Genomic DNA, 20,211 nt, shown 5'->3' on the forward strand with positions numbered 1-20,211 from the left:
CGGAATTAAGTATTATTTGTAGGGGAGGCATCTTGCCTGCCCTTTACCATTCCAATTCAGCTGGCGCAACTTTGCGTTCGTTACGACAAATATTCAGAATTTGACCACTACGCATTGCGATCGCGCGATCGGCCATTCTCGAAATTCCCGCATTGTGGGTAATCACAATTGTCATTGTGCCTAATTCACGGTTAGCTTGTTCTAAGACTTCTAGTACCAGTTTGCCAGTTTGAAAGTCAAGCGCTCCTGTTGGTTCATCACATAATAATACCTCTGGACGTTTCGCAATAGCTCTTGCGATCGCCACTCGCTGTTGTTCGCCACCCGACATTTGCGCGGGAAAATGATTGATGCGATCGCTCAATCCAACTCGGAAGAGTGCTTCTTCTGGTTGCATTGGACGACGTGCGATGTCTGTCACTAGTGCCACATTTTCTCGCGCTGTCAGGCTAGGAATCAAATTGTAGAACTGAAAGATAAATCCAATGCAGTCTCGTCGAAAGCGGGTTAGTTCTGCATCAGTAGCACTAGTCAAGTCACGATGACCAAAGACAATCTGCCCACTTGAAGGAACATCCAATCCACCTAAGATATTTAATAACGTTGATTTACCGCTACCCGAAGGTCCTAAGACAACAACAAACTCACCTTCGTATAAGTCAAGATCAATTGACTGTAATGCATAAACCTCCACTTCACCCATGCGGTAAACTTTTGTGATGGCTTGCAAATGAAACCCAATGTTTGATCCAGCTGAGGAGTTGGGTAACTGACCGTGTCGGCTTCTCATGGTCAGAGTTAGTTTTATGGCGATGCTTCAAGTTTATGCGATCGCCCTCCATCTTCACAAGATTCTCAAGTTTCTTTCCTAAAGTTGAGCTAAGCAAATGAGATGCAGAGGCTACTATTGTGATCAGCTATCAGGAAAAAATCATTGCGCTTTGGACTGTTTTTTTACTAGGTACACTCTTTCATACTCAACTTGGTTTGATGCCACTGTTTCACGGTCAAGATATTGCGATCGCAGATATCCACAATAATCTGAATATTGCTTATATTCTCTGGGGAATGCTCGGCTTTTTTGTTTTACCCATGTTTGCAATCATAGTCATGGCATTCAATGACTCTAAACGTTATCGAGTTATTCATTTAAGTTTGACAATCTTTTATACCGTTCTGAACTTTTTACACGTTGTACTTGACTTAGAAGTTACACCAATTGCTTGGTATCAAATCGCATTAATGATTGTTTTATTTTTTATTGGTTTGTTACTTAATATAGTTTCATTGCAATGGCTAAGAGCATACAACTACTACAAAAGACTAGCTTAAACACTGGGGTAAAAATGCAACTGCAATCAATTCCTGTTCAGATTCCACAAGGAAGTAATGTCATTTTAGGACAATCACACTTCATTAAAACAGTTGAAGATCTTTATGAAATCATGACTGAAAGTTCATCTCAGATCAAATTTGGTATTGCGTTTTGTGAGGCATCCGGACCGTGTTTGATTCGTGCTGCTGGTAACGAACAAACACTACAAGCTGCTGCTGTCAATAATGCAAAAGCGATCGCGGCTGGACATAGTTTTATTATTGTGATGCAAAATGCCTATCCAATTAGTGTTTTGAACGCAATTAAGCAATGTCCAGAAGTCTGTAATATCTACTGTGCTACTGCGAATCCTGTTGAAGCAATTGTGGCTGAAACAGATCAAGGAAGAGGAATTTTAGGTGTTGTGGATGGTTCGGCACCACAGGCTATTGAAACTGATGAAGATGTGAGAGTACGCCATCAATTTTTACGTCAAGTAGGCTATAAGCTTTAGTTTTAAATAATGAGGCACAAAGAGATCTGAGGTAGTTGTAGATGATATCACTGCCATCTCTATCTAAACGCTTCCCAAAGTTATTGATTTATCTCGGTATTGCGCTAGCAACAGCGATCGCCATTGTCTTATTACTACGTCCCACTCCTGTTGCAGTTGAGGTAGGGCGCGTTGAACAAGGCAAGTTGCAAGTCACAGTTAATGCAGAGGGAATGACACGAGTCCGCGATCGCTACATCCTTGCAGCAGAAGTCAATGGACAGCTAGATCGGATTACTTTAAATGAGGGTGATGTTGTAGAGGTAGGGGATGTTGTAGCGCGGATTGATTCCTTGCCACATACAACTGCTGTTCAAGAAGCTTTAGGGCGTTTAGCAGAATGGCGGGCGCAACGTGCAGGAGTCGAAACGCAACGCCCCAAAACCGCAGCTTTAGCACAAGCACGCAGTCGCATTGCAACAACTCAGGCAAATCAGCGACAAATTGAAGCACGAGTTGCTCAAGCACAAGCTGCTTTAGAGCAAGCCCAGCGCGATCGCCAACGGGCACAATACTTTGCCTCTACAGGTGTCATCTCACGTCAAGCGCGAGAACAAGCCGAATTAAACGAACAAACAAAACAAGAAGAACACAATGCCGCACTCCAAGCCGCACAAGCAGCGCGATCTGAAGTAGCTGTTGCACAAAAAGCTCTTGCCTTACTACAAGCCGAGCAAAGCGATCCTGATTATCTTTTAGAAGTTTACAATGCTCGCATTGCTAGTGTCGAGGCGGAACTAGCACGATTGCAAGATGAAGCTCAACGCACCGAAATGCGATCGCCAGTACGCGGTCAAGTGTTGCGAGTTTTGCAACGTAGTGCCCAAGTTGTGAGCGATGGAACTCCACTTTTGGAATTGGGCGATCCAACAAAACTTGAACTTGTGGTAGATGTTCTTTCTAGTGATGCAGAACGAGTTGCTGTCGGAAATGCGATGCAAGTCACCTCTGGGACAACACAACTAGAAGGTCGAGTACGGCGCGTTGAACCTTCTGCTTTTACAAAAACATCTGCTTTAGGCGTAGAAGAACAGCGAGTGAATGTCATAGGTGATATTGACGCACCAACAATACTTGGTGATGGCTATCGAGTCGATGTGCAAATTGTAGTTTGGGAAAAACCCAATGTATTACAAGTACCGTTGAGTGCATTGTTTCGTTGCAATCAAGCTTGGTGTGTATTTGTCGTTAATAATGGTAAAGCCGAACGACGTACAGTTACAGTTGGGCAACGCAGTGATACTACCACAGAAATTCAGCAAGGCTTAACCGCTGGTGAACTATTAATCTTGCACCCCACAGAACAAATTCAGGATAATCGGTCTGTCACTATAAATGATTGAGTTCTTTTAAAGAAGTTGTGAGTTGAAGAAGTAGGAGTTTTGAATATATAGAAAAGAGTATTTACCTCTGCCCCTTACTTCCTCTGCCATCCAACTACTCGCGGGTTTTGAGTACCGCAACTAAATCAAGTCGGTTCACCTGACGGCGAATGATGACTCCTGAAACGATCGCTGCGATCGCAATAACTCCCAAGGCAAAAGCATAGCTTGTTTTAGTGACAATTAAGGGAATTCGGTACAGTTCTGACTCAAAAGCTGCAGACAGAAATGCTGAGAAACTATATCCTAAAATAAATCCCCACGGAATGGCAAACAAAATAATTGCAGCTTGTTCGCCTAAGAGAATCACTGTGACTTGGACGCGAGAGAATCCCATAATTCGTAACGTTGCTAATTCGCGACTGCGTTCTGATAAGGCAATTCTTGCCGAATTGTAGACAACTCCAAAAGCAATGATACAGGCAAAAATGACTAGAACAGTGGTAAAAATTGCTCTACTGCCAGCAATTGTCTCCTGAAACTGGGCGATCGCGGCTTGACGAATTGAAATTCCTGAAACAGCAGGTGTTCGTTTTAACAGTGCGTAAAGTTGCTCAGTTTGGTTCGTATCAATCGCCAAGAATGCGCCCGAAATCGTTCCACCTTCTTGCATCAATCGATTTAACGCATGAATATCCATGTAAGCAGCAACACCAATCATTTCATCAACAAACCCGACTACTGGAACTGTGCGGATCGGGCGTTCTTCTTCTAAAACTTCAATTGTGAGTAGATCTCCTGGACTAATGTGTAAGATATCTGCTAAGGCTTTGGTTAAAACGATACCATTAGGTGGTAAATTAACTGTGTTGAGTTGTCGATCAATTAAGCGGCGCAATTTTCCTGTTGGTTCTAACCCTGTAATTCCAATAGGGCGCGATCGATGCTCAAAGCGCAAGCGGGCTGCTACACTGCGAAACGGTTCAGAGTACAAAACACCAGGTAAACGATTGACTTCGTAACGGACGCGAGCAGGACGTGGATTATTAAATACAATTGTGACATCCTCACGCTGCACCTGCCGAAATTGAACATCAATCATGTACTCAACAGCATCAATCAAGTAACGTCCCACCACTAGCATTGCTAAAGCCAGTGCAATACCTAAAGCCGCAAAGAAAGCTTGCACCGGTCTACGCTCAATATTCCGCGCAATCATGCGTCCTACAGGAGAAAGCCAAGTATGCAATCCCATGCGTTCGATGAACGTCAGGCGAAACACTGCAGGCGGTTCTGGGCGCATCGCCTCGGCGGGTGGTAGCAACACAGCACGTTGCACAGCAATAAACGCTCCAAAGAGTGCAGCCCCTCCACTAATGACAATTGCGCCAACAATCAATTCAATTCTTGCTTCGTAGCGTAGTACAGGAAAAGCATAAAACTGAGCATAAGTGCGTGTCACAGCATTTCCAAACCATACCCCAATCCCTGTACCGAAAATAGCTCCCAGCAGTACAATCGCCAGCACAAACTTGAAGTAATGAATTCCAATTGTACTGTTGCTATATCCAAACGCCTTGAGTACCGCAATTTGTTCGCGCTGGGTACTCACCAATCGTGATAGTGAGATATGCAACAGAAATGCTGCAATTCCTAAAAAGACAATCGGTACTACCGTAGCTGTTCCCTGCAGTTGAGTAATTTCATCGGATAAAACTCGATGCGAAATTTGATCTTCTCTTCCGTAAGCCCCTAAACCACCATAAGGTGCTAGCAAGCGATCAAGTTGAGAAATTATGTCGGCTTGACTTGCTTTAGGCATCAGCGACAGAGTAACATCATTAAATGCACCATCCATATTAAATGCCGTAGCTAACGCCTCGCGTCCTATCCATAACACGCCAAACCGCTCGTTGTCTGGAAACAAATTTCCTGCACCACGAATTTCATAAATATATTCAGGCGAAAGCGCAATACCAACAATCTGCAACGATTGCCAACGTCCATTGATAATGGCTCCTAGCATATCTCCTAATTGCAGTTGATTTGCATTAATAAAGGCTTCACTGACTAATACTTCATTGTTACGCCCTGCTTGAATGTATCGCCCTTGACGCAAATAAAGATCGTTAAGCATGACACTCGGCTGTTCAGGAATTGATACCAACCGTCCGATCGCTGGTTCATCGCGCTGTGGAATATCGAGTGTGACATCCATCACGACTCGTGTTTGTACTTGTGCTACCCCTGAAATAGCAGCAATTTGATTAACAAGTGACTCTGGCGCACGCTTCAGTTGTACGAATATATCTGCAAAACGATATTGCCCATAATATGTCGCTTGCGATAATTGCAGTGAATCATATGCACTTAACATCGAAACAAAGCTAGCAATACCACAGGCAACAACTAATGCGATCGCGATCCCTTGTCCTCGCCAATGCAAGAGATCTCGCCAGAGTTTTTGATTGAGAGGTGACATGGATGCCTACCTAATATCTACGTTCGGTTAAAGGCTACTCGCTAGTAGAGGAACAGAAAAAAGGTATAAGCTATGCGGTACTTCTTACATCTTTGCAAGGTTTGATGATAGAAAATACAACAAGTTATATATGTTAAAGAAATTCAAGTTATTGTCGCAGAGATATTACTACAATCCACCTCTTGAACGAATAATTTGCCCAGTAATCCATTGTGCTTGTGCCGAAGCTAGAAATAAGATAATATGTGCCGCATCTTCTGAAGTACCAACACGCCCAAAAGGCGATCGCATTGCAAGTTGATCGCGAAATTCTGCGTTCATCCAACCCGTATCTGTCGCGCCAGGATCGACTGCATTAACTGTAATACCTTTATCTGCCAAACTAGCACTTAAACTGATTGTTAGTGCCTCAATTGCTCCTTTAGTAATTGCATAAGGGAGATTCTTTGGCATTGGTGCTAAACTTTGACCAGAAGTTAGATTGATAATTCTACCGCCATCGCGTCCATCGTGACGCTGCGCAAATTCTTGACATAACAGTGTAGTTCCCCGTACATTCACTGCATAGTGTGTATCAAGTAAATCAGCAGACAATGAGTAGATATCAACTTGTTCGTCATATGCTGCATTATTTACTAAAATATCGACAGAACCCAGCAAATTTTCTACTTGATCAAATAGTTGTTTTGGTATCTCTGATTCAGCAAGATTCGCTTCCAATCCAGCAGCTTTTACTCCATAAGATTGCAACATGGTAACAATTTCTTCTGCTTCTCGATCGCGACTTCCCCAAGGCATCAAAGCATCGTAAGGACGATAATAAGTTGTAAAAACATTTGCCCCAGCTTCTGCAAACGCCCGCGCGATCGCAAAGCCAATTCCTTGAATGCGACTCACTCCCGTCACTAAAGCCACCTTATTAAATAACCCGTAATCTTTCACTACTTCTGCACTGTGGTTTATTTCTAATCAAAAGAAGTCTGACATCCAAGGTGAAGAACTAACAAAAATCTGTGTTGCTATTGATAAAGCTGTTTCTGTAGCTTCTAACCATCCTACAAGTTGCAATTGCTGTGGTGTAAATAATCCTGTGTATAGGGGAGATAATCCTCTGACATCAAGTTTTAGTTCTCCTTTCCCTCCTCGTACTACTTCACCGCGTCCTTGTGCTACTTTTAAAATGAATTTGTCGTTATTTTCTACAATCAAGTCATCGCGAACTTCCAAATGCAATTCGGTTACTAATTCTTGTGGATAACCACGTTTCTCTAAAGCTTTTATAACATCTACAATTCGTACCATCCAATGCTCTAAGTTTGCTACTTTAGCAGTTTGTTCTGGCAAAACTAGCGTTAAAAAATTATGAGGAGAAGCCCTCCATCGTACTTTCTCAACTTGCGAGCGGTGATCGCTAATAAATGACCAGAAACGCTGCACTGCGCCTGCACTAAGCAAGACAAGATCGCGGATTATAAGACAATTGCTATTATTGACTTCCTGTTGTTTAAACAGTAGATAACCTTCAGATCGATCGCCAATCAGATAAGCATAAGTAGATAATTCAACGATCTCTTGCCAAATCGATTGATGACGTTGCAAATAGCCATTTGTTGATTTTGCTTGCTGCTGATAGAGATTGTGGAGTCGATTGTCATCCACATTTACAGCTTGCATTGGTAGTGTGCGATCGCGCATCATGATACTTTGTGTGGGCATTTCCCAAGTGCAAAGGCTTCCTCCTTGTTCGTATCCGGCTTGGCGATACAATCGTTGTGTCGCCGCATACAAAGTAGAAAGTGGTATACCCTGGTTGTAAAGTTCTCGAATCGTTTGTTGCATGAGTTCTAGTGCTGCACCAGAACCGCGATATTCTGGGGCTATACCCACTGCTTGGATTCCTCCCATAGGAACGCATTCACCCCTAAACCATTGTCCTTGGGGAAGAATCACTAAACCACCAATAATTTGGTTTGAATGACGGATGCTGCGGAAGTTTTCTCTACCAACACGTTGAAGGTAAGTTTTGATGCTGTCGGGTGGAGAGTTGAAGCACTGCTGTAAGATTTTTCCTAGTTGTTGCTCGTCTTCAGCATTAGAGATTGTATCGTATTCAAACTGAGACGTCATGACAATGGTGCTCGTTGTACTACAAGCATAAATATATATGTATTACAAATATGAGGCAAGCGATCGCGCTTGATTAATCCACACTTGCATTTCACTTCGAGAAGGACACAAATCGCGACGATGGAGTGTGGCAACTTGCAATCGCAAAATTTGTTGATATAACCGATGCAGTGGAGTTTGCGCAAGTTGTCCAACAGATATGATTCCTATATGTAGTAGTACGCCACAATGTTGACAGCCAACACTAGGAATCCGTGCTAAATCTGCTAAAGCTACCCATTTGTTGACAGTTTCAACTCGCACTCTTAACTGTGTTGCTAAAGCTTGTCGTTGAGGAGACGTTTGATGTTGTAGTAGTTGTAGCGTTGTTGAGATACCAAGTTGTGCAAGTTGTGCTTGTTCTTGGATGTTTAATCCTGGTAGTTCGCTAATTTGCCAATTCTTTTGTAGAATTTGAGTTGGAGACGAACGATTTACTTTTTGCATATTTTTGGAAGTGATACCATCTCACTATATTCTTGTTATAAATTGCTCTTTTTTGAGTTAAAACTCGATTTAACAAATCCGTAAATTAATCCCACCGCACTACTTAATCCTAAAACATTAACAAACTGAATCGAAGCCAGAAATCCGCCTCCATCAGTATGTTGGTATTGGTACAAAGTCAAGGGAGTATCTGGAATTCCCAAAATCAATGTTTCTACACCAAGCATCGATAAAATTACCGGTAGCACAAACCCCAATCCTAGCCAAATCACTACCATGCTGATCGCAAAGCCTGTCAAGAAATCCCAGAATAAACTATTTGCTGAATGCGCTACGCGGCGATCGCCTGATTTACCATAGATGCGTAAGCCAATGACTGTATCTTCTGCTAAGATGTGCCGAGGGTAGCGCCAAACAATCGTACTCACCCACACATCGACAATCGCGCCTGCGGCGTTGATTGCAAGTGCGATCGCTAACCACGGCGTCTGCAATCCAACCATCAGCAACACACCTAAAACTGAGATGATCGCGAATGGCGCAAGCGTAATCTGTAAAAATTGATTGCGCGTGAAAACTTTGCTCGAAGTTGCATAAGCATAAGGTAAGACAAAGTGCGATAACCCTACTCCATAACGCGGTTTACCACCATAAATCGACATTACCGCACCGTGAATAAGTTCGTGCAAGACAATTGTTAAGACAATTAGAAGTAATGTTCCTAGCCATCCTTGCACTTGCGAAAAGGCAAAATTAATGTCTTGATTTGTTCCTGTGAGGAAAGCATAAATCGCTAAAAAAATCGGTAAAAATAAGAAAAATCCTGCTGTAGCCAGAAAGAAAAACTTCGCGGCTAAAGTACGAGTGACTATTAATTCATCTAATAGTTGATAGCCGCGTTGTTGTAGTTTTTGTGTCTCAAAGGAAGTAGGATGTTTCAGATGTTTCATTTGTCGCTTCCTTGTCTATTCGGTTGTTCTAATACTGTTTGCTGCAAAATCGGCAAAGAGTTACGAAATTCTATAGCATAAATGTCTGTTGGTAGTGCAATTCCCGCATTCATGAGTGACTCTTTAATTGCTTGCGCTACCTGCGAAGTTGCTTCTAAGAAAGCCATGCGGCGCGAGTTTACCCAAAAGCGAATTTCAAGATTTACGGTACTCGGTGCAAGTTCGCGAACTAAAATATCTATTGGTTGACTGACTTCTACGCCGCTGATTTTAGAAATAGTATCTCTAATAATCTGTTTTGCGGTATTAATATCAGCAGCATAATCAATTCCAACCATTACCGAACTGCGACGCACTGGGGAAGCTGTATTATTAGTAATGCTCGCTTGAAAAACTTCTTGATTGGGAACGTAGACCATCCGCCCATCATAAGTTTGAATTGTCGTCGCGCGGAGTTGAATTTGAGTAATTGTGCCTTCAAATTCTTTAATAACGACTTGATCGCCGAGTCGAAACGGTCGAGCAGCTAGTAAAATGACACCAGAAATATAATTACCTAGAATATCTCTGAGACTAAAACCGATTGCAACCGTGGTTAATCCTAACGTACCGAGTAACGCGGTAAAATCAAGTCCTAAGACTCCTAAGGCGATTATCGAACCAATGACCCATACTCCACCGTATCCTAATTTAGCAATGAGGATTTCGGTACTGCGATCGCCTTCGGTGCGTTGCGCCCAACCGTATGCAACTTGTCGTACTCCCCGCGCGATTCCCCATGTCAACGCCACAACGATTAAACCACCAATAATCGAGGGTAAATTATCGATAATGTCGCGGGTTAACTCGCGCATCGTGATATTAACGCGCTGCACAACATCAATGGCTAACGGTGGCTGATCGAAGGCTTGATTGAGTTCATTCGCCCACTGTTGTGCTAATTCTTCAACAGAAGCACCAAAATCTTCTGCATCTTGTTGCGTGACCGTCATTAACACGCGGTTATTTACTTGCAATGTCGCGATATTGCGTTGCGGACTTGTCTGTACAGTAACAGTTTCTATCGTTTGCGATCGCGCTAAGACACTAGCAATTCTGCGATTGATAATTTGCGCACGTTCTGTTGCATCAAGTTCCGGTAAACTACCGACTTGAAAAATTGGTCTTCCGCGTACTAAAACATCGGCAAAAAACAGTCCATCTACAGAATCTTCTACCGATGGCTGAGGCGGAGTTTCAATGATAGGAACATTTTGGGCTAAACCGATATGACTTCTGACTAGTATCAAGCTAGTTACAAACACGACAATGCGTATTTTATCAGCTTGTTTACGTTTGCCCATGCCTTACTCTCTACTATACGCTCATAAACACAACAATAGTTTTTATTCTTTCTATAGTGAGAAGTAAGCTTTGTGTCATAACGCTTACGCTAGCGTAGCGCATTTTCTGTGGTTCGTTTCAAAAAAGATATCTCAGACAACAATATTACTATAGTGGGCAATGCCCACCATGCTCTTTAATAACGAAAGATACCTGCTATTGGTGAATTTCCTGGTACAAATTCAGGCTCAACCGCATAGACAGTACCACTATTTATCAAAGTATGAATTGCGGCTAAATCCATCAAGTCTTCATCACCAGTTTGCTGTTCGTCATGAACCTCAACTTGATTATTCTCTGAATCAAAGCTACCCCACTTTTGAACGCCAATTCCTACAAATAACGAATCAACGCGCTGAAAGTAGGCGGCGGAAACAACTTCTGATATATTATCGCTTGTTTGTCCTGTTCCTACTAATTCTTGATAGCGTTCCACAAGTTCTTGTTGATTTTTCTCAAAATGAGGTTGCACCATTTCCCAAGCTTGCGCGTGTAATTCTTCAGGTTTGGAAATATCAGGATTACCTGTAACACCACCATCAATTAAATAAGGGTAGTTATTAGCTTCTTTGTAGATTGGAAATAAGTATTCTACTCCAGCTAAAACAAGCGGAAATTGTTGATTTTTGAGTAATTCTTGAATACCAGAATCTACCTTGCGGAAGTAGCGCAAGATATTTTCTTTTTGATCGTCTTCGCCTGCGCCTTGTCCGTGGAATACTGCAGCGCGTACGCCTCCACCTTGTGAAGTTCCAGTATGAAATTGTAGTTGCTTTTCAGGATCGTCGTAACGTAATGCTTCGGCAATACTTTGTGGGACATCTTCTAATTCAATTTTGCTGATACTATAGCGTGTCCCTTGGAAAAGTCGAATTTGATTTTGACTGAGTGCGAGTAGATAAAATCTACCATCGTTAGTAAGTAACTGTAATAGCGGCTTGAGGTGAAAGCGATCTGTTACGACAACTAATTCATCAAAGTTGAGGGGAACTTGGTAGTAGCTAAAGAAATTATCTGCAATAAATATTGCCAGCCCATCGCTTTGATGTTGCCAAAATTGATAATCATCAAGTTCCTGTGCCCGTACTAGCATGTCTCTTGCATCTTGCGGACGCATGCCTACTTCGATTAATTTATCTTCAGCTTCTTTGATTAAATTTTTGAAGCGGACTGGATCTTGCTGTGTTTGAGTTCCTAATTTATGTGTAGGCATATAGATGGAAACACAGATACCTTTTGGTTGTTCAATTAATATTTTTGCTTCTTCAATTGAAAATAATTTCATGTAATATTCTCCGATTTGGTCAAAAGATTGATATGGCAGTCTTGTTGGGGATACAAAACAGTTTTTAGAGCGAGATACATTAGTGTAGCCTTTTGGCAGAGTGGTGTATAAAGTACGTAAAGAAAAATATGAGATGTTCTTTTGAACTCTTACTAACTACTACAAACTGCTTAAATTTACACAAGTTGCATATTGTTTCTTATGATAAACATTTTGTCTTTTATTTACTTCCAACTAACTTGGTAAATAATTTGTATATTGTCTATCTAATGATTGAACTTTGCTGTTAAAGATAAATGTGGTAAAAAAATACATCTATCTTAAAGTTGATCTTTACGAAAAGTGAGACAGAAGACTAATAGCTGTTAATTCAAGGATAAATGGTGATTTTTAGTAGAAAGATAATATTTTCTTAACGTTTATTTGATAAGTTACAGAAGTGTGACCCTAATACACAACTTAAATGCTTTGCACGATTTTTAGTAAAGCATTCAAATAGCTCATCTATAACTGCCTTTTTTTAAGCAATGGTCAATATTATTAGGGCATCATAGAGGTTCAGAAGCGTTACTTTAACTGGCTTTTAACCCTGACCTCTGACCCCTAATTTTATGCAGACTCGCTGTAATTCATCAATATTGCAGACATATCACCTATGGATTCATTTAAGTTACAATTACTTCACGCTACTGACTTAGAAGCTGGTATTTCTGCTGTTGAGGATGCACCTCGGTTTTCAGCAGTTGTTAATGGACTGAGATCGGAATTACCTGAACAAACGCTTCTTATCTCTTCTGGTGATAATTATATTCCTGGTCCTTTTTTGCTAGCGAGTGCCGATCCAAGTTTAGATGAAATATTAGGAAGTGCTGGCGCTGGGCGAGGCGATATCGCGATCGTGAATGCGATTGGCTTTGATGCTTCAGCATTGGGTAATCATGAATTTGACTTGGGAACAGGACAAGTTGCAAGTGTAATTGCGCCGGATGGCGATTATCCTGGGACAAGTTTTCCTTATTTAAGTGCTAATTTAGATTTTAGCGAAGATGCCAATCTTAGCGATTTGGTTGTTCCTGAAGGACAAGCCCCACAACCGAATAGTATTACAAAAAGCGTGGTGTTTGAAGTAGATGGCGAAATTGTTGGTGTTGTTGGCGCGACGACACCGCTACTCGAATCGATTTCTTCTCCTGGTGATGTGATTGTTTCACCACCCGATCCTGAGGACTTGAATGCACTAGCAGCAGAAATTCAAATTTCAGTAGACAATTTGACTGAACAGGGAGTCAACAAAATTATTCTGACTTCTCACTTACAGCAAATAGCACTTGAACAAGAATTAGCAACATTACTCGAAGGCATAGATATTATTATTGCTGGTGGATCGGATACGATTTTAGCGGATGAAAGCGATCGCCTCCGTCCTGGTGATGAAGCAGCAGATCCTTACCCAATCTTGACAGAATCTGCAAATGGTGAACCTGTTGCCATTGTGAGTACTGATGGTAACTATAACTATGTGGGGCGCTTAGTTGCCGAATTTGACGACAATGGGGTATTACTATCAGAAAGCATCGATCCTTTAACCAGTGGTGCTTATGCTACCGACAATCAAGGTGTAGAAGATCTCCGCAATCTTGTAGCGAATCCTGATGCTGTCGTTGCCGATCCTGATGTTGTCGCAATTACAGCGGCTATCCAAGAAGTTATTTTAGAAAAAGACGGTAATCTTTTTGGTAGTTCCGATGTATTTCTCAACGGTGAAAGAGAGGATGTTCGCACTCAAGAAACAAACTTGGGGAATTTAACTGCTGATGCTAATCTAGCTGCGGCGCAGGCTGTTGATGACTCGGTTGTCATCTCCATCAAGAATGGCGGAGGAATCCGCGCGCCTATTGGTGTCGTTAATCCTGAAACCGGAGAAACGCTTCCTACAGCAGCAAATGAATTAACAGGTAAAGAAGCAGGCGATATTTCGCAGCTAGACATTGAAAATGCACTACGCTTTAATAATGAACTGAGTTTATTAACTTTAACAGCCGAACAACTTCTTGCAGTTATCGAACACGGAGTTGCAGCTACTGCATCAGGTGCTACTCCTGGTCAATTTCCCCAAGTTGCTGGTGTATCTTTTAGTTTTGACCCAGATTTGGAATCAGGAAATCGAGTTCAATCTTTAGTTGTTGAGGATGCAGACGGCAATCCTAGTGATGTTATTGTTGAGAATGGAGAACTTGTCGGCAATCCCGATCGCGAGTTTCGCATAGTCACTCTGAACTTTTTAGCAAGTGGAGGAGATGGCTATCCCTTCGATCAATTTGCTGAGGCTAACTCAGAAAGATTAAATCGAGTTGATCTAACTGATTTAAATTTAGCTTCAGGAACTGCAACTTTCGCCGATCCTGGTACCGAACAAGATGCTTTAGCTGAGTATCTCCTCGCCAATTTTGTAGAAGAACCTTATGATATTGCAGATGTTGATCCTGGACAAGATAGTCGGATTCAGAACCTCAACGAGCGCAGCGATACTGTCATTACTCCTTTAATCGATACTTCTGATGCAATTAGTTTAGCTCCCATTGGCACCTATGAGACAGGTATCTTCGATGAAGGTGCAGCAGAAATTGTCGAGTACGATCCTGAAACACAACGTCTGTTTGTTGTCAATGCAAATAGTGCCACGCTGGATGTTTTAGATATTAGCGATCCGACTAACATTCAAGCACTTGAGGCAATTTCACTAACCTCATATGGTGCTGTAGCTAATAGTGTTGATATTTTCGATGGTGTACTAGCTGTAGCAGTAGAAAATGAGGATACACAGCTCCCTGGTAACGCTGTATTCTTTGATACTGATGGTAAATTTTTAAGTTCCGTAGAAGTTGGGACGCTGCCTGATATGCTGACCTTTACTCCTGATGGTAGTAAAGTATTAGTTGCAAATGAAGGCGAGCCAAGTGACGATTACACGGTTGACCCTGAAGGTTCAGTAAGTATCATTGATGTCTCAGGTGGTTTTGAAAACCTGACACAAAATAATGTTACAACGGCTGGCTTTACTGCGTTTAACGATCGCAAAGAAGAACTGATTGCAGAGGGAGTCCGAATCTTTGGACCTAATGCCACGGTTGCTCAAGATATAGAACCGGAGTACATCACAGTTTCCTCTGACTCTACAACTGCTTGGATTGCTTTGCAAGAGAACAATGCTTTAGGCTTGCTTGATATTGCTTCTGGAGAAGTTACTGATATCTTGCCTTTGGGCTTTAAAGATCATACGCTTCCAGAAAATGCATTCGATGCTAGCGATCGCGATGACGCGATTAATATTACCAACTGGCCCGTATTTGGTATCTACCAACCCGATGCGATCGCAAGTTACGAGGTCGATGGCGAAACTTTCATTATTACTGCCAACGAAGGCGATGCTCGCGATTATGATGCCTATAGCGAAGAAGCACGGATAGAAGATTTAGTTCTCGATCCTGTTGCTTTTCCTAATGCTGCAGAATTACAAGCAGAGGAAGCACTTGGCCGTTTAATTGTCACGACTGCCAACGGCGACACTGATAGTGACGGCGAGTATGAAGAACTGTACGTTTTTGGAGGTCGTTCGTTTGCGATTTGGACTGAGGAAGGAGAGCTAATTTACGATAGTGGTGACGAGTTTGAGCAAATTACAGCAGCGCTGTACCCCCAAGAGTTCAACTCTGACAATAGCGAAAATGACTCATTTGATAGCCGTAGTGATGCCAAAGGACCAGAACCCGAAGGCGTGACCGTTGGTGTTATTGATGACCGGACTTATGCGTTCATTGGTTTGGAGCGGATTGGCGGGATAATGACTTACGATGTCACTGATCCTACTAATCCACAGTTTGTTCAGTACATCAACAACCGTCATTTTAGTGGTGATACTGAAGCTGGTACAGCAGGCGACCTAGGTGTAGAAGGATTAACATTCATCTCTGCTGAAGATAGTCCAAATGGTAAGCCATTAATAGTTGCTGCTAATGAAGTCAGCGGAACGACAACTGTTTTTGAAATTACGGTAAACAGTGACGGTACTCCTGAACCAATCGGAGAACTCATCTTTGGTACAGAAACTGATGATGAGTTGTTTGCAAATATTAGCGATACTGTCTTTGCAGGTGCTGGTAATGATATTGTTGATGCTTCTACTGGTGGCGGTGGTAATCAACTTTATGGCGGTGATGGCGATGATGAGTTGTTTGCTGGTAGTGGCGATCGCCTATTCGGTGAAGCAGGTAATGATATTCTGAATGCTGCTGTTGGCAGTGGTGGTAATCGCTTGTATGGCGGTGACGGGAACGATACCTTAATTGGTGGTACAGGCGATTACGCGAAGCGTAGCGCTGGAGGCGATCGCTTATTTGGTGGTGAAGGCAATGATGTTCTCTTTGCTGGACAAGGCGATAACCTCTTAAATGGTGGTGCTAATACAGATCAGTTTTGGATTGCTTATAATAGATTGCCTGATAGTGTAAACACCATCACAGACTTCCAAGTTGGCACTGATATCATTGGTATTGGCGGATTAGCCGGAGTGAGTAGCTTCAGTGACCTCACGCTGACTCAAGACGGGGCTAACACACTAATTAATGCTACAGATACAGACTTAGCTGTACTGAGAGGCATTCAAGCAACTGCGCTTGACAGCAACAGTTTTGTGTTTGCTTAGTTGTTTCTTTTAAAAGCAACAAATTGCACCTCTTGCCTGTAAAAGGTGCAGTCATTTTTTTCATAGTTCAGAGTCGGGAGTTACACGCTTGATTCACTACAGAACCATCTTGCAGGTGAATAATCCATTTTGCTTGAGCCGCTACATCGCGATCGTGAGTCACAATCACAATCGTAATTCCTTGCTCGTTTAATTCTTGCAGAAGATGCATCACATCTTGCGATGTCTTAGTATCTAACGCTCCTGTTGGTTCATCAGCAAGGATCATAGCAGGTTGGTTGACTAAAGCACGGGCGAATGCGACTCGTTGTTGCTGCCCCCCAGAAAGCTGGTTTGGACGCTTGGCAAGGTGTTCGCTTAGACCTACACTTGTCAAGGCTTGGATCGCCCGTTGGTGTTGCTCCTGCTGGGATAGGTTGGCATAAACCATAGGTAACATCACGTTTTCTAGGGCTGTAGCACGCGATAATAGATGAAACTGTTGAAACACAAAGCCAATGTGCTGATTGCGGATATACGCTAATTCATCCTCATTCAATGTTGTGAGGTTTTTGCCTTCGAGAAAATACTCTCCTGTCGTTGGACGGTCAAGACAACCCACAATGTTCATCAGGGTAGATTTACCCGAACCAGAGGCTCCCATGATGGCAACGTAGTCGCCTTGCGCAATCGACAAGTCAACTTGCTTCAAAACTGGTATACTGACTTCTCCAAGGCAGTAAGTTTTAGTAATTGCTTCCATTCGTACCATTGTTGTCATCTTACTCGCTCCGCAAAGCAACAATAGGGTCTAATTGAGCCGCATGATGTGCTGGTATCAATCCCGCCAGTAATCCAATGACGCAAGAAATTCCTAAGCTGGTAGCGACTGACCACAGGGATACGACAAAGGGAAATTGGAAAATTGTTGCAGCCCCGAAGGAAATCACAATCCCAACTCCAACCCCGATCGCTCCTCCTGTGCAGGAAACCACCACAGCTTCTGCTAAAAATTGGTGTAAGATTGCTGCATTCGTAGCACCTACTGCTTTGCGAATTCCGATTTCTCGCGTCCGTTCCACAACGGAAACGAACATAATATTTGCGATCCCAATTCCACCGACGATGAGTGAAATGCCTGCGATCGCGACTACCATTACAGTAAATAAACCAACTACGCTATTGAGTGTATTAATAAGATCTTTTTGATTTGTTATCCGAAATGTGTCAGGTTGCGGTGGATAAATATTGTGTCGCAAGCGCAAGAGATTTGTAACTTGAAATTGAGCTGCATCCAAATACACTTCAGAGTTAGACTTTAACCATAAGCCACTAATAGCAAGACCCGCTAACGCATTGTTACCGACAATTCGCGCTGACATATTCGTTAAGGGAATATAGAGTTGGTCATCTTGGTCAACTTCACCCAAAGCGCCTTTGGGTTCCATCACACCAATAACTTTGTAACGTTCTCCTTGGATGCGGATGTCTGCCCCTACTGCACTTGCATTCAGACCAAAAAGGCGATCGCGTACTTTAGAACCCAAAACAACAACTGGGTTAGCCGCGTTCACGTCATCTTGACTCAAAAATTGCCCTTCTTGTGGGTAAATATTTTTAACTTCGGGGTAATATTTATCCGTACCGATCAGATTTGTGACAATCTTCTGCTCAGCATACACAACTTGTACTTGAGGCTTTTGTAAGAAGGCAGAAACTGCTTTAGCAGCGGTTACTTGCTGGGACACTGCTTGCGAGTCTTCCCACGTTAAGGTTGCTGCACCTTGGCTACTGTTATTAGTAGTGACACCAGCTTGTACTAGCAGGACATTCGTACCTAGAGCTTGTAGCTTTTGTTCAGTTGCCTTTTGTACTCCCTGACCAATTGAGGTAATCGCGATCGCTGAGCTAATTCCAATGATCGTGCCTAGCGTTGTCAGCCCCGTACGCAATCGATTACTCCACAATGCATCAGCTGCCATCATCAATACTTTTACCGTTGATAATCTACGGTATCGAACAGGAGGTGACATTATTTGAACCTTCCAATAAGCAACTAAAGTGGGCTGGGTTATGAACCACGACCTAGAGTTGGAACCATCGATTGAGGTCGAAATCCTTTTGGAAAACTGACAAATATTCTTTCCTCTCCCTTCAATCCAGAGAGTACTTCGGTTTTATGATTAGCAGTGACTCCAGTGACAATAGGAGTAAATAACGTGCGATTTCCTTGAGTTACAAAAACACCAGTATTATTTTCCTGACGCACGATCGCAACTGTAGGCACAACCAAAGCATTTTTCAGTTCACCCACCTTAAACTCCACATTCACATTCATGCCAGATCGCAGGAGTTGTTGTGCGTCTGAAAGCAGTACAATTTTCACTTCAAAACTGGTGACATTTTGCTGCGTAATTGATTGGGTAGCAATTTGAGTTACTTGACCTGCAAAAGTTTTGCGTGGATAGGCATCAGCCTGAAGAATCACCTCTTGCCCCAAACGGATTTGGGAAATGTTGCTTTCTGCTACGTATGCCACCACCTGATTATTCGCAACAAGCGACATAATTGAGGAAGAAGTCGCTGAAGAGACAGAACTGCCAGCCGTAGTTGGAGTAACAAAAGCACCAGGATCGGCAAACTTACGAGCGATCGCACCATCAAATGCAGCACGAATCACAGTGTCGTTAATCTGTGCTTGGATCGTTTGCACCGCACCCTGTGCCTGGGTAACTTGAGCGCGGGCTTGCGCAACTTCTTCTGAGCGCGGTCCTGCTTGCGCTAATGCTAATGCTTGTTGTTTTTGCCTAACTTGAGCGCGGGCTTGCGCAACTTCTTCTGAGCGCGGTCCTGCTTGCGCTAATGCTAATGCTTGCTGTACTTCCATGACTTGTGCTTGCGCACTATCTCGCGTTGTACGAGCTTGATTTAAAGATTGCAGCGAAATTGCTCCGGCGTTGGCAAGTTCTTGATTGCGACGGAAGTCATCTTCAGCTTGCTGCAATTGAGCCAGTGCATTGTTTAACCGTGCTTGAGCTTGGGCAATATCTTCAGGGCGATTCCCAGCTAATAGTTTTTGCAGATTTGCTTGTACCTCAGTAAGTTGTTCTTGCGTCTGGGCAATATCTTCAGGGCGATTTCCAGCCAGTGACTGTTGTAAGTTTGCCTGCGCTGCTGCTAGTCTTCCCTGAGCCTCAATGAGTTGCCCCTGCAAATTAGAGTCATCCATGTATGCTAGAATCTGACCTTGCTTGACACGATCGCCTTCTTTAACAAGCAAACTTTTCAATACCCCTGCGGTTTTGGGACTAACGTTTATTGACTTTTCTGGCTGAACAGTGCCGTTAGCAGCAATAGTTATAGGCAGACTCAACCGTTCTACAGCAACGGTTTGTGCTTGGTGTTTTGCTTCTTGGCGCGGCATCACAATTGTTTGGTGATAAACTGCATACGCACCTCCTGAAACGAGGGATAAGATGATTAACCTCAGTAGCAATTTAGTAATTTTGTGTTTGCCTAATTCTTTTAAAAATTTGATAACGAGTGATTGCTGGCTCGCCTGTGAAGTCATAATTTCGTTTCTCCTGCAGTATTCAGGATTGAGAAAGTTGTACCGTTTTGCCTTAA

Annotated in this window: 15 protein-coding genes; 4 read left to right on the forward strand and 11 right to left on the reverse strand. The window is 42.8% G+C overall.

The genetic code is table 11. The features are described 5' to 3' along the window. Positions 1-43 precede the first annotated feature (43 nt). Positions 44-790: an ABC transporter ATP-binding protein gene (locus IQ230_RS01665; protein ID WP_193930216.1), complete on the reverse strand. Its 747-nt coding sequence runs from the start codon at positions 788-790 to the stop codon at positions 44-46. A 119-nt stretch (positions 791-909) separates the two neighbouring features. Here IQ230_RS01665 and IQ230_RS01670 point away from each other — a divergent pair, with 119 nt between their 5' ends. The 3 genes from IQ230_RS01670 to IQ230_RS01680 are packed head-to-tail and all read left to right on the forward strand — an operon-like array spanning position 910 to position 3,211. Next, positions 910-1,332, forward strand: coding sequence for a hypothetical protein (locus IQ230_RS01670; protein WP_322742252.1), 423 nt, complete (start codon positions 910-912; stop codon positions 1,330-1,332). Then, positions 1,293-1,829 (forward strand): adenosine-specific kinase, encoded by a 537-nt coding sequence (locus IQ230_RS01675; protein ID WP_228054496.1) that lies wholly within the window; start codon positions 1,293-1,295, stop codon positions 1,827-1,829. Before IQ230_RS01670 ends, IQ230_RS01675 begins: the two co-directional genes overlap by 40 nt. A 41-nt stretch (positions 1,830-1,870) precedes the next feature. Continuing rightward, a complete protein-coding gene (locus IQ230_RS01680) occupies positions 1,871-3,211 on the forward strand; it encodes an efflux RND transporter periplasmic adaptor subunit (protein ID WP_193930218.1) in 1,341 nt (446 codons plus the stop codon). Positions 3,212-3,305: 94 nt separating this feature from the next. Here IQ230_RS01680 and IQ230_RS01685 read toward each other — a convergent pair whose 3' ends face one another. From IQ230_RS01685 to IQ230_RS01715, 7 genes are all read right to left on the reverse strand, one after another. Continuing rightward, positions 3,306-5,672 (reverse strand): ABC transporter permease, encoded by a 2,367-nt coding sequence (locus IQ230_RS01685; RefSeq protein ID WP_193930219.1) that lies wholly within the window; start codon positions 5,670-5,672, stop codon positions 3,306-3,308. A 168-nt stretch (positions 5,673-5,840) separates the two neighbouring features. Next, the gene (locus IQ230_RS01690) at positions 5,841-6,614 is read right to left on the reverse strand and encodes an SDR family oxidoreductase (RefSeq protein WP_193930220.1); all 774 of its coding nucleotides are present in this window, start codon (positions 6,612-6,614) and stop codon (positions 5,841-5,843) included. A 27-nt stretch (positions 6,615-6,641) separates the two neighbouring features. Next, a complete protein-coding gene (locus IQ230_RS01695) occupies positions 6,642-7,799 on the reverse strand; it encodes a GNAT family N-acetyltransferase (RefSeq protein WP_193930221.1) in 1,158 nt (385 codons plus the stop codon). 42 nt (positions 7,800-7,841) lie between these two features. Beyond that, the gene (locus IQ230_RS01700; RefSeq protein ID WP_193930222.1) at positions 7,842-8,285 is read right to left on the reverse strand and encodes a DUF4332 domain-containing protein; all 444 of its coding nucleotides are present in this window, start codon (positions 8,283-8,285) and stop codon (positions 7,842-7,844) included. A gap of 35 nt (positions 8,286-8,320) precedes the next feature. Then, positions 8,321-9,235 (reverse strand): DUF3267 domain-containing protein, encoded by a 915-nt coding sequence (locus IQ230_RS01705; RefSeq protein ID WP_193930224.1) that lies wholly within the window; start codon positions 9,233-9,235, stop codon positions 8,321-8,323. Further along, positions 9,232-10,578 carry a mechanosensitive ion channel family protein gene (locus IQ230_RS01710; RefSeq protein WP_193930226.1) on the reverse strand — a complete coding sequence of 449 codons (1,347 nt, stop codon included), beginning with the start codon at positions 10,576-10,578 and terminating at the stop codon, positions 9,232-9,234. Before IQ230_RS01710 ends, IQ230_RS01705 begins: the two co-directional genes overlap by 4 nt. Before the next feature lie 176 nt (positions 10,579-10,754). Next, entirely contained in the window at positions 10,755-11,903 is a 1,149-nt protein-coding gene (locus tag IQ230_RS01715) for a baeRF7 domain-containing protein (RefSeq protein ID WP_193930228.1), read from the reverse strand. 655 nt (positions 11,904-12,558) lie between these two features. Here IQ230_RS01715 and IQ230_RS01720 point away from each other — a divergent pair. Beyond that, the gene (locus tag IQ230_RS01720; protein ID WP_193930230.1) at positions 12,559-16,605 is read left to right on the forward strand and encodes a choice-of-anchor I family protein; all 4,047 of its coding nucleotides are present in this window, start codon (positions 12,559-12,561) and stop codon (positions 16,603-16,605) included. A 67-nt stretch (positions 16,606-16,672) separates the two neighbouring features. Here the strand turns inward: IQ230_RS01720 and IQ230_RS01725 are convergent, their stop codons facing one another. From IQ230_RS01725 to IQ230_RS01735, 3 genes are read right to left on the reverse strand one after another with little or no spacing between them, the layout of a single operon-like run. After that, a complete protein-coding gene (locus IQ230_RS01725; protein ID WP_193930362.1) occupies positions 16,673-17,356 on the reverse strand; it encodes an ABC transporter ATP-binding protein in 684 nt (227 codons plus the stop codon). 10 nt (positions 17,357-17,366) lie between these two features. After that, a complete protein-coding gene (locus IQ230_RS01730) occupies positions 17,367-18,617 on the reverse strand; it encodes an ABC transporter permease (protein ID WP_193930232.1) in 1,251 nt (416 codons plus the stop codon). Between the two features lie 38 nt (positions 18,618-18,655). Then, entirely contained in the window at positions 18,656-20,155 is a 1,500-nt protein-coding gene (locus tag IQ230_RS01735; protein ID WP_193930234.1) for an efflux RND transporter periplasmic adaptor subunit, read from the reverse strand. Between the last annotated feature and the right edge of the window lie 56 nt (positions 20,156-20,211).

It is taken from the genome of Gloeocapsopsis crepidinum LEGE 06123, assembly GCF_015207655.1.
Lineage (GTDB): Bacteria > Cyanobacteriota > Cyanobacteriia > Cyanobacteriales > Chroococcidiopsidaceae > Gloeocapsopsis > Gloeocapsopsis crepidinum.

Excerpts from the sequence above, each read along its gene's own strand:
- IQ230_RS01665 (WP_193930216.1), bottom strand. The coding sequence starts at position 790 with ATGAGAAGCCGACACGGTCAGTTACCCAACTCCTCAGCTGGATCAAAC.
- IQ230_RS01675 (WP_228054496.1), top strand. The coding sequence starts at position 1,293 with ATGGCTAAGAGCATACAACTACTACAAAAGACTAGCTTAAACACTGGG.
- IQ230_RS01680 (WP_193930218.1), top strand. The coding sequence starts at position 1,871 with ATGATATCACTGCCATCTCTATCTAAACGCTTCCCAAAGTTATTGATT.
- IQ230_RS01685 (WP_193930219.1), bottom strand. The coding sequence starts at position 5,672 with ATGTCACCTCTCAATCAAAAACTCTGGCGAGATCTCTTGCATTGGCGA.
- IQ230_RS01695 (WP_193930221.1), bottom strand. The coding sequence starts at position 7,799 with ATGACGTCTCAGTTTGAATACGATACAATCTCTAATGCTGAAGACGAG.
- IQ230_RS01700 (WP_193930222.1), bottom strand. The coding sequence starts at position 8,285 with ATGCAAAAAGTAAATCGTTCGTCTCCAACTCAAATTCTACAAAAGAAT.
- IQ230_RS01705 (WP_193930224.1), bottom strand. The coding sequence starts at position 9,235 with ATGAAACATCTGAAACATCCTACTTCCTTTGAGACACAAAAACTACAA.
- IQ230_RS01710 (WP_193930226.1), bottom strand. The coding sequence starts at position 10,578 with ATGGGCAAACGTAAACAAGCTGATAAAATACGCATTGTCGTGTTTGTA.
- IQ230_RS01715 (WP_193930228.1), bottom strand. The coding sequence starts at position 11,903 with ATGAAATTATTTTCAATTGAAGAAGCAAAAATATTAATTGAACAACCA.
- IQ230_RS01720 (WP_193930230.1), top strand. The coding sequence starts at position 12,559 with ATGGATTCATTTAAGTTACAATTACTTCACGCTACTGACTTAGAAGCT.
- IQ230_RS01725 (WP_193930362.1), bottom strand. The coding sequence starts at position 17,356 with ATGGTACGAATGGAAGCAATTACTAAAACTTACTGCCTTGGAGAAGTC.
- IQ230_RS01730 (WP_193930232.1), bottom strand. The coding sequence starts at position 18,617 with ATGTCACCTCCTGTTCGATACCGTAGATTATCAACGGTAAAAGTATTG.
- IQ230_RS01735 (WP_193930234.1), bottom strand. The coding sequence starts at position 20,155 with ATGACTTCACAGGCGAGCCAGCAATCACTCGTTATCAAATTTTTAAAA.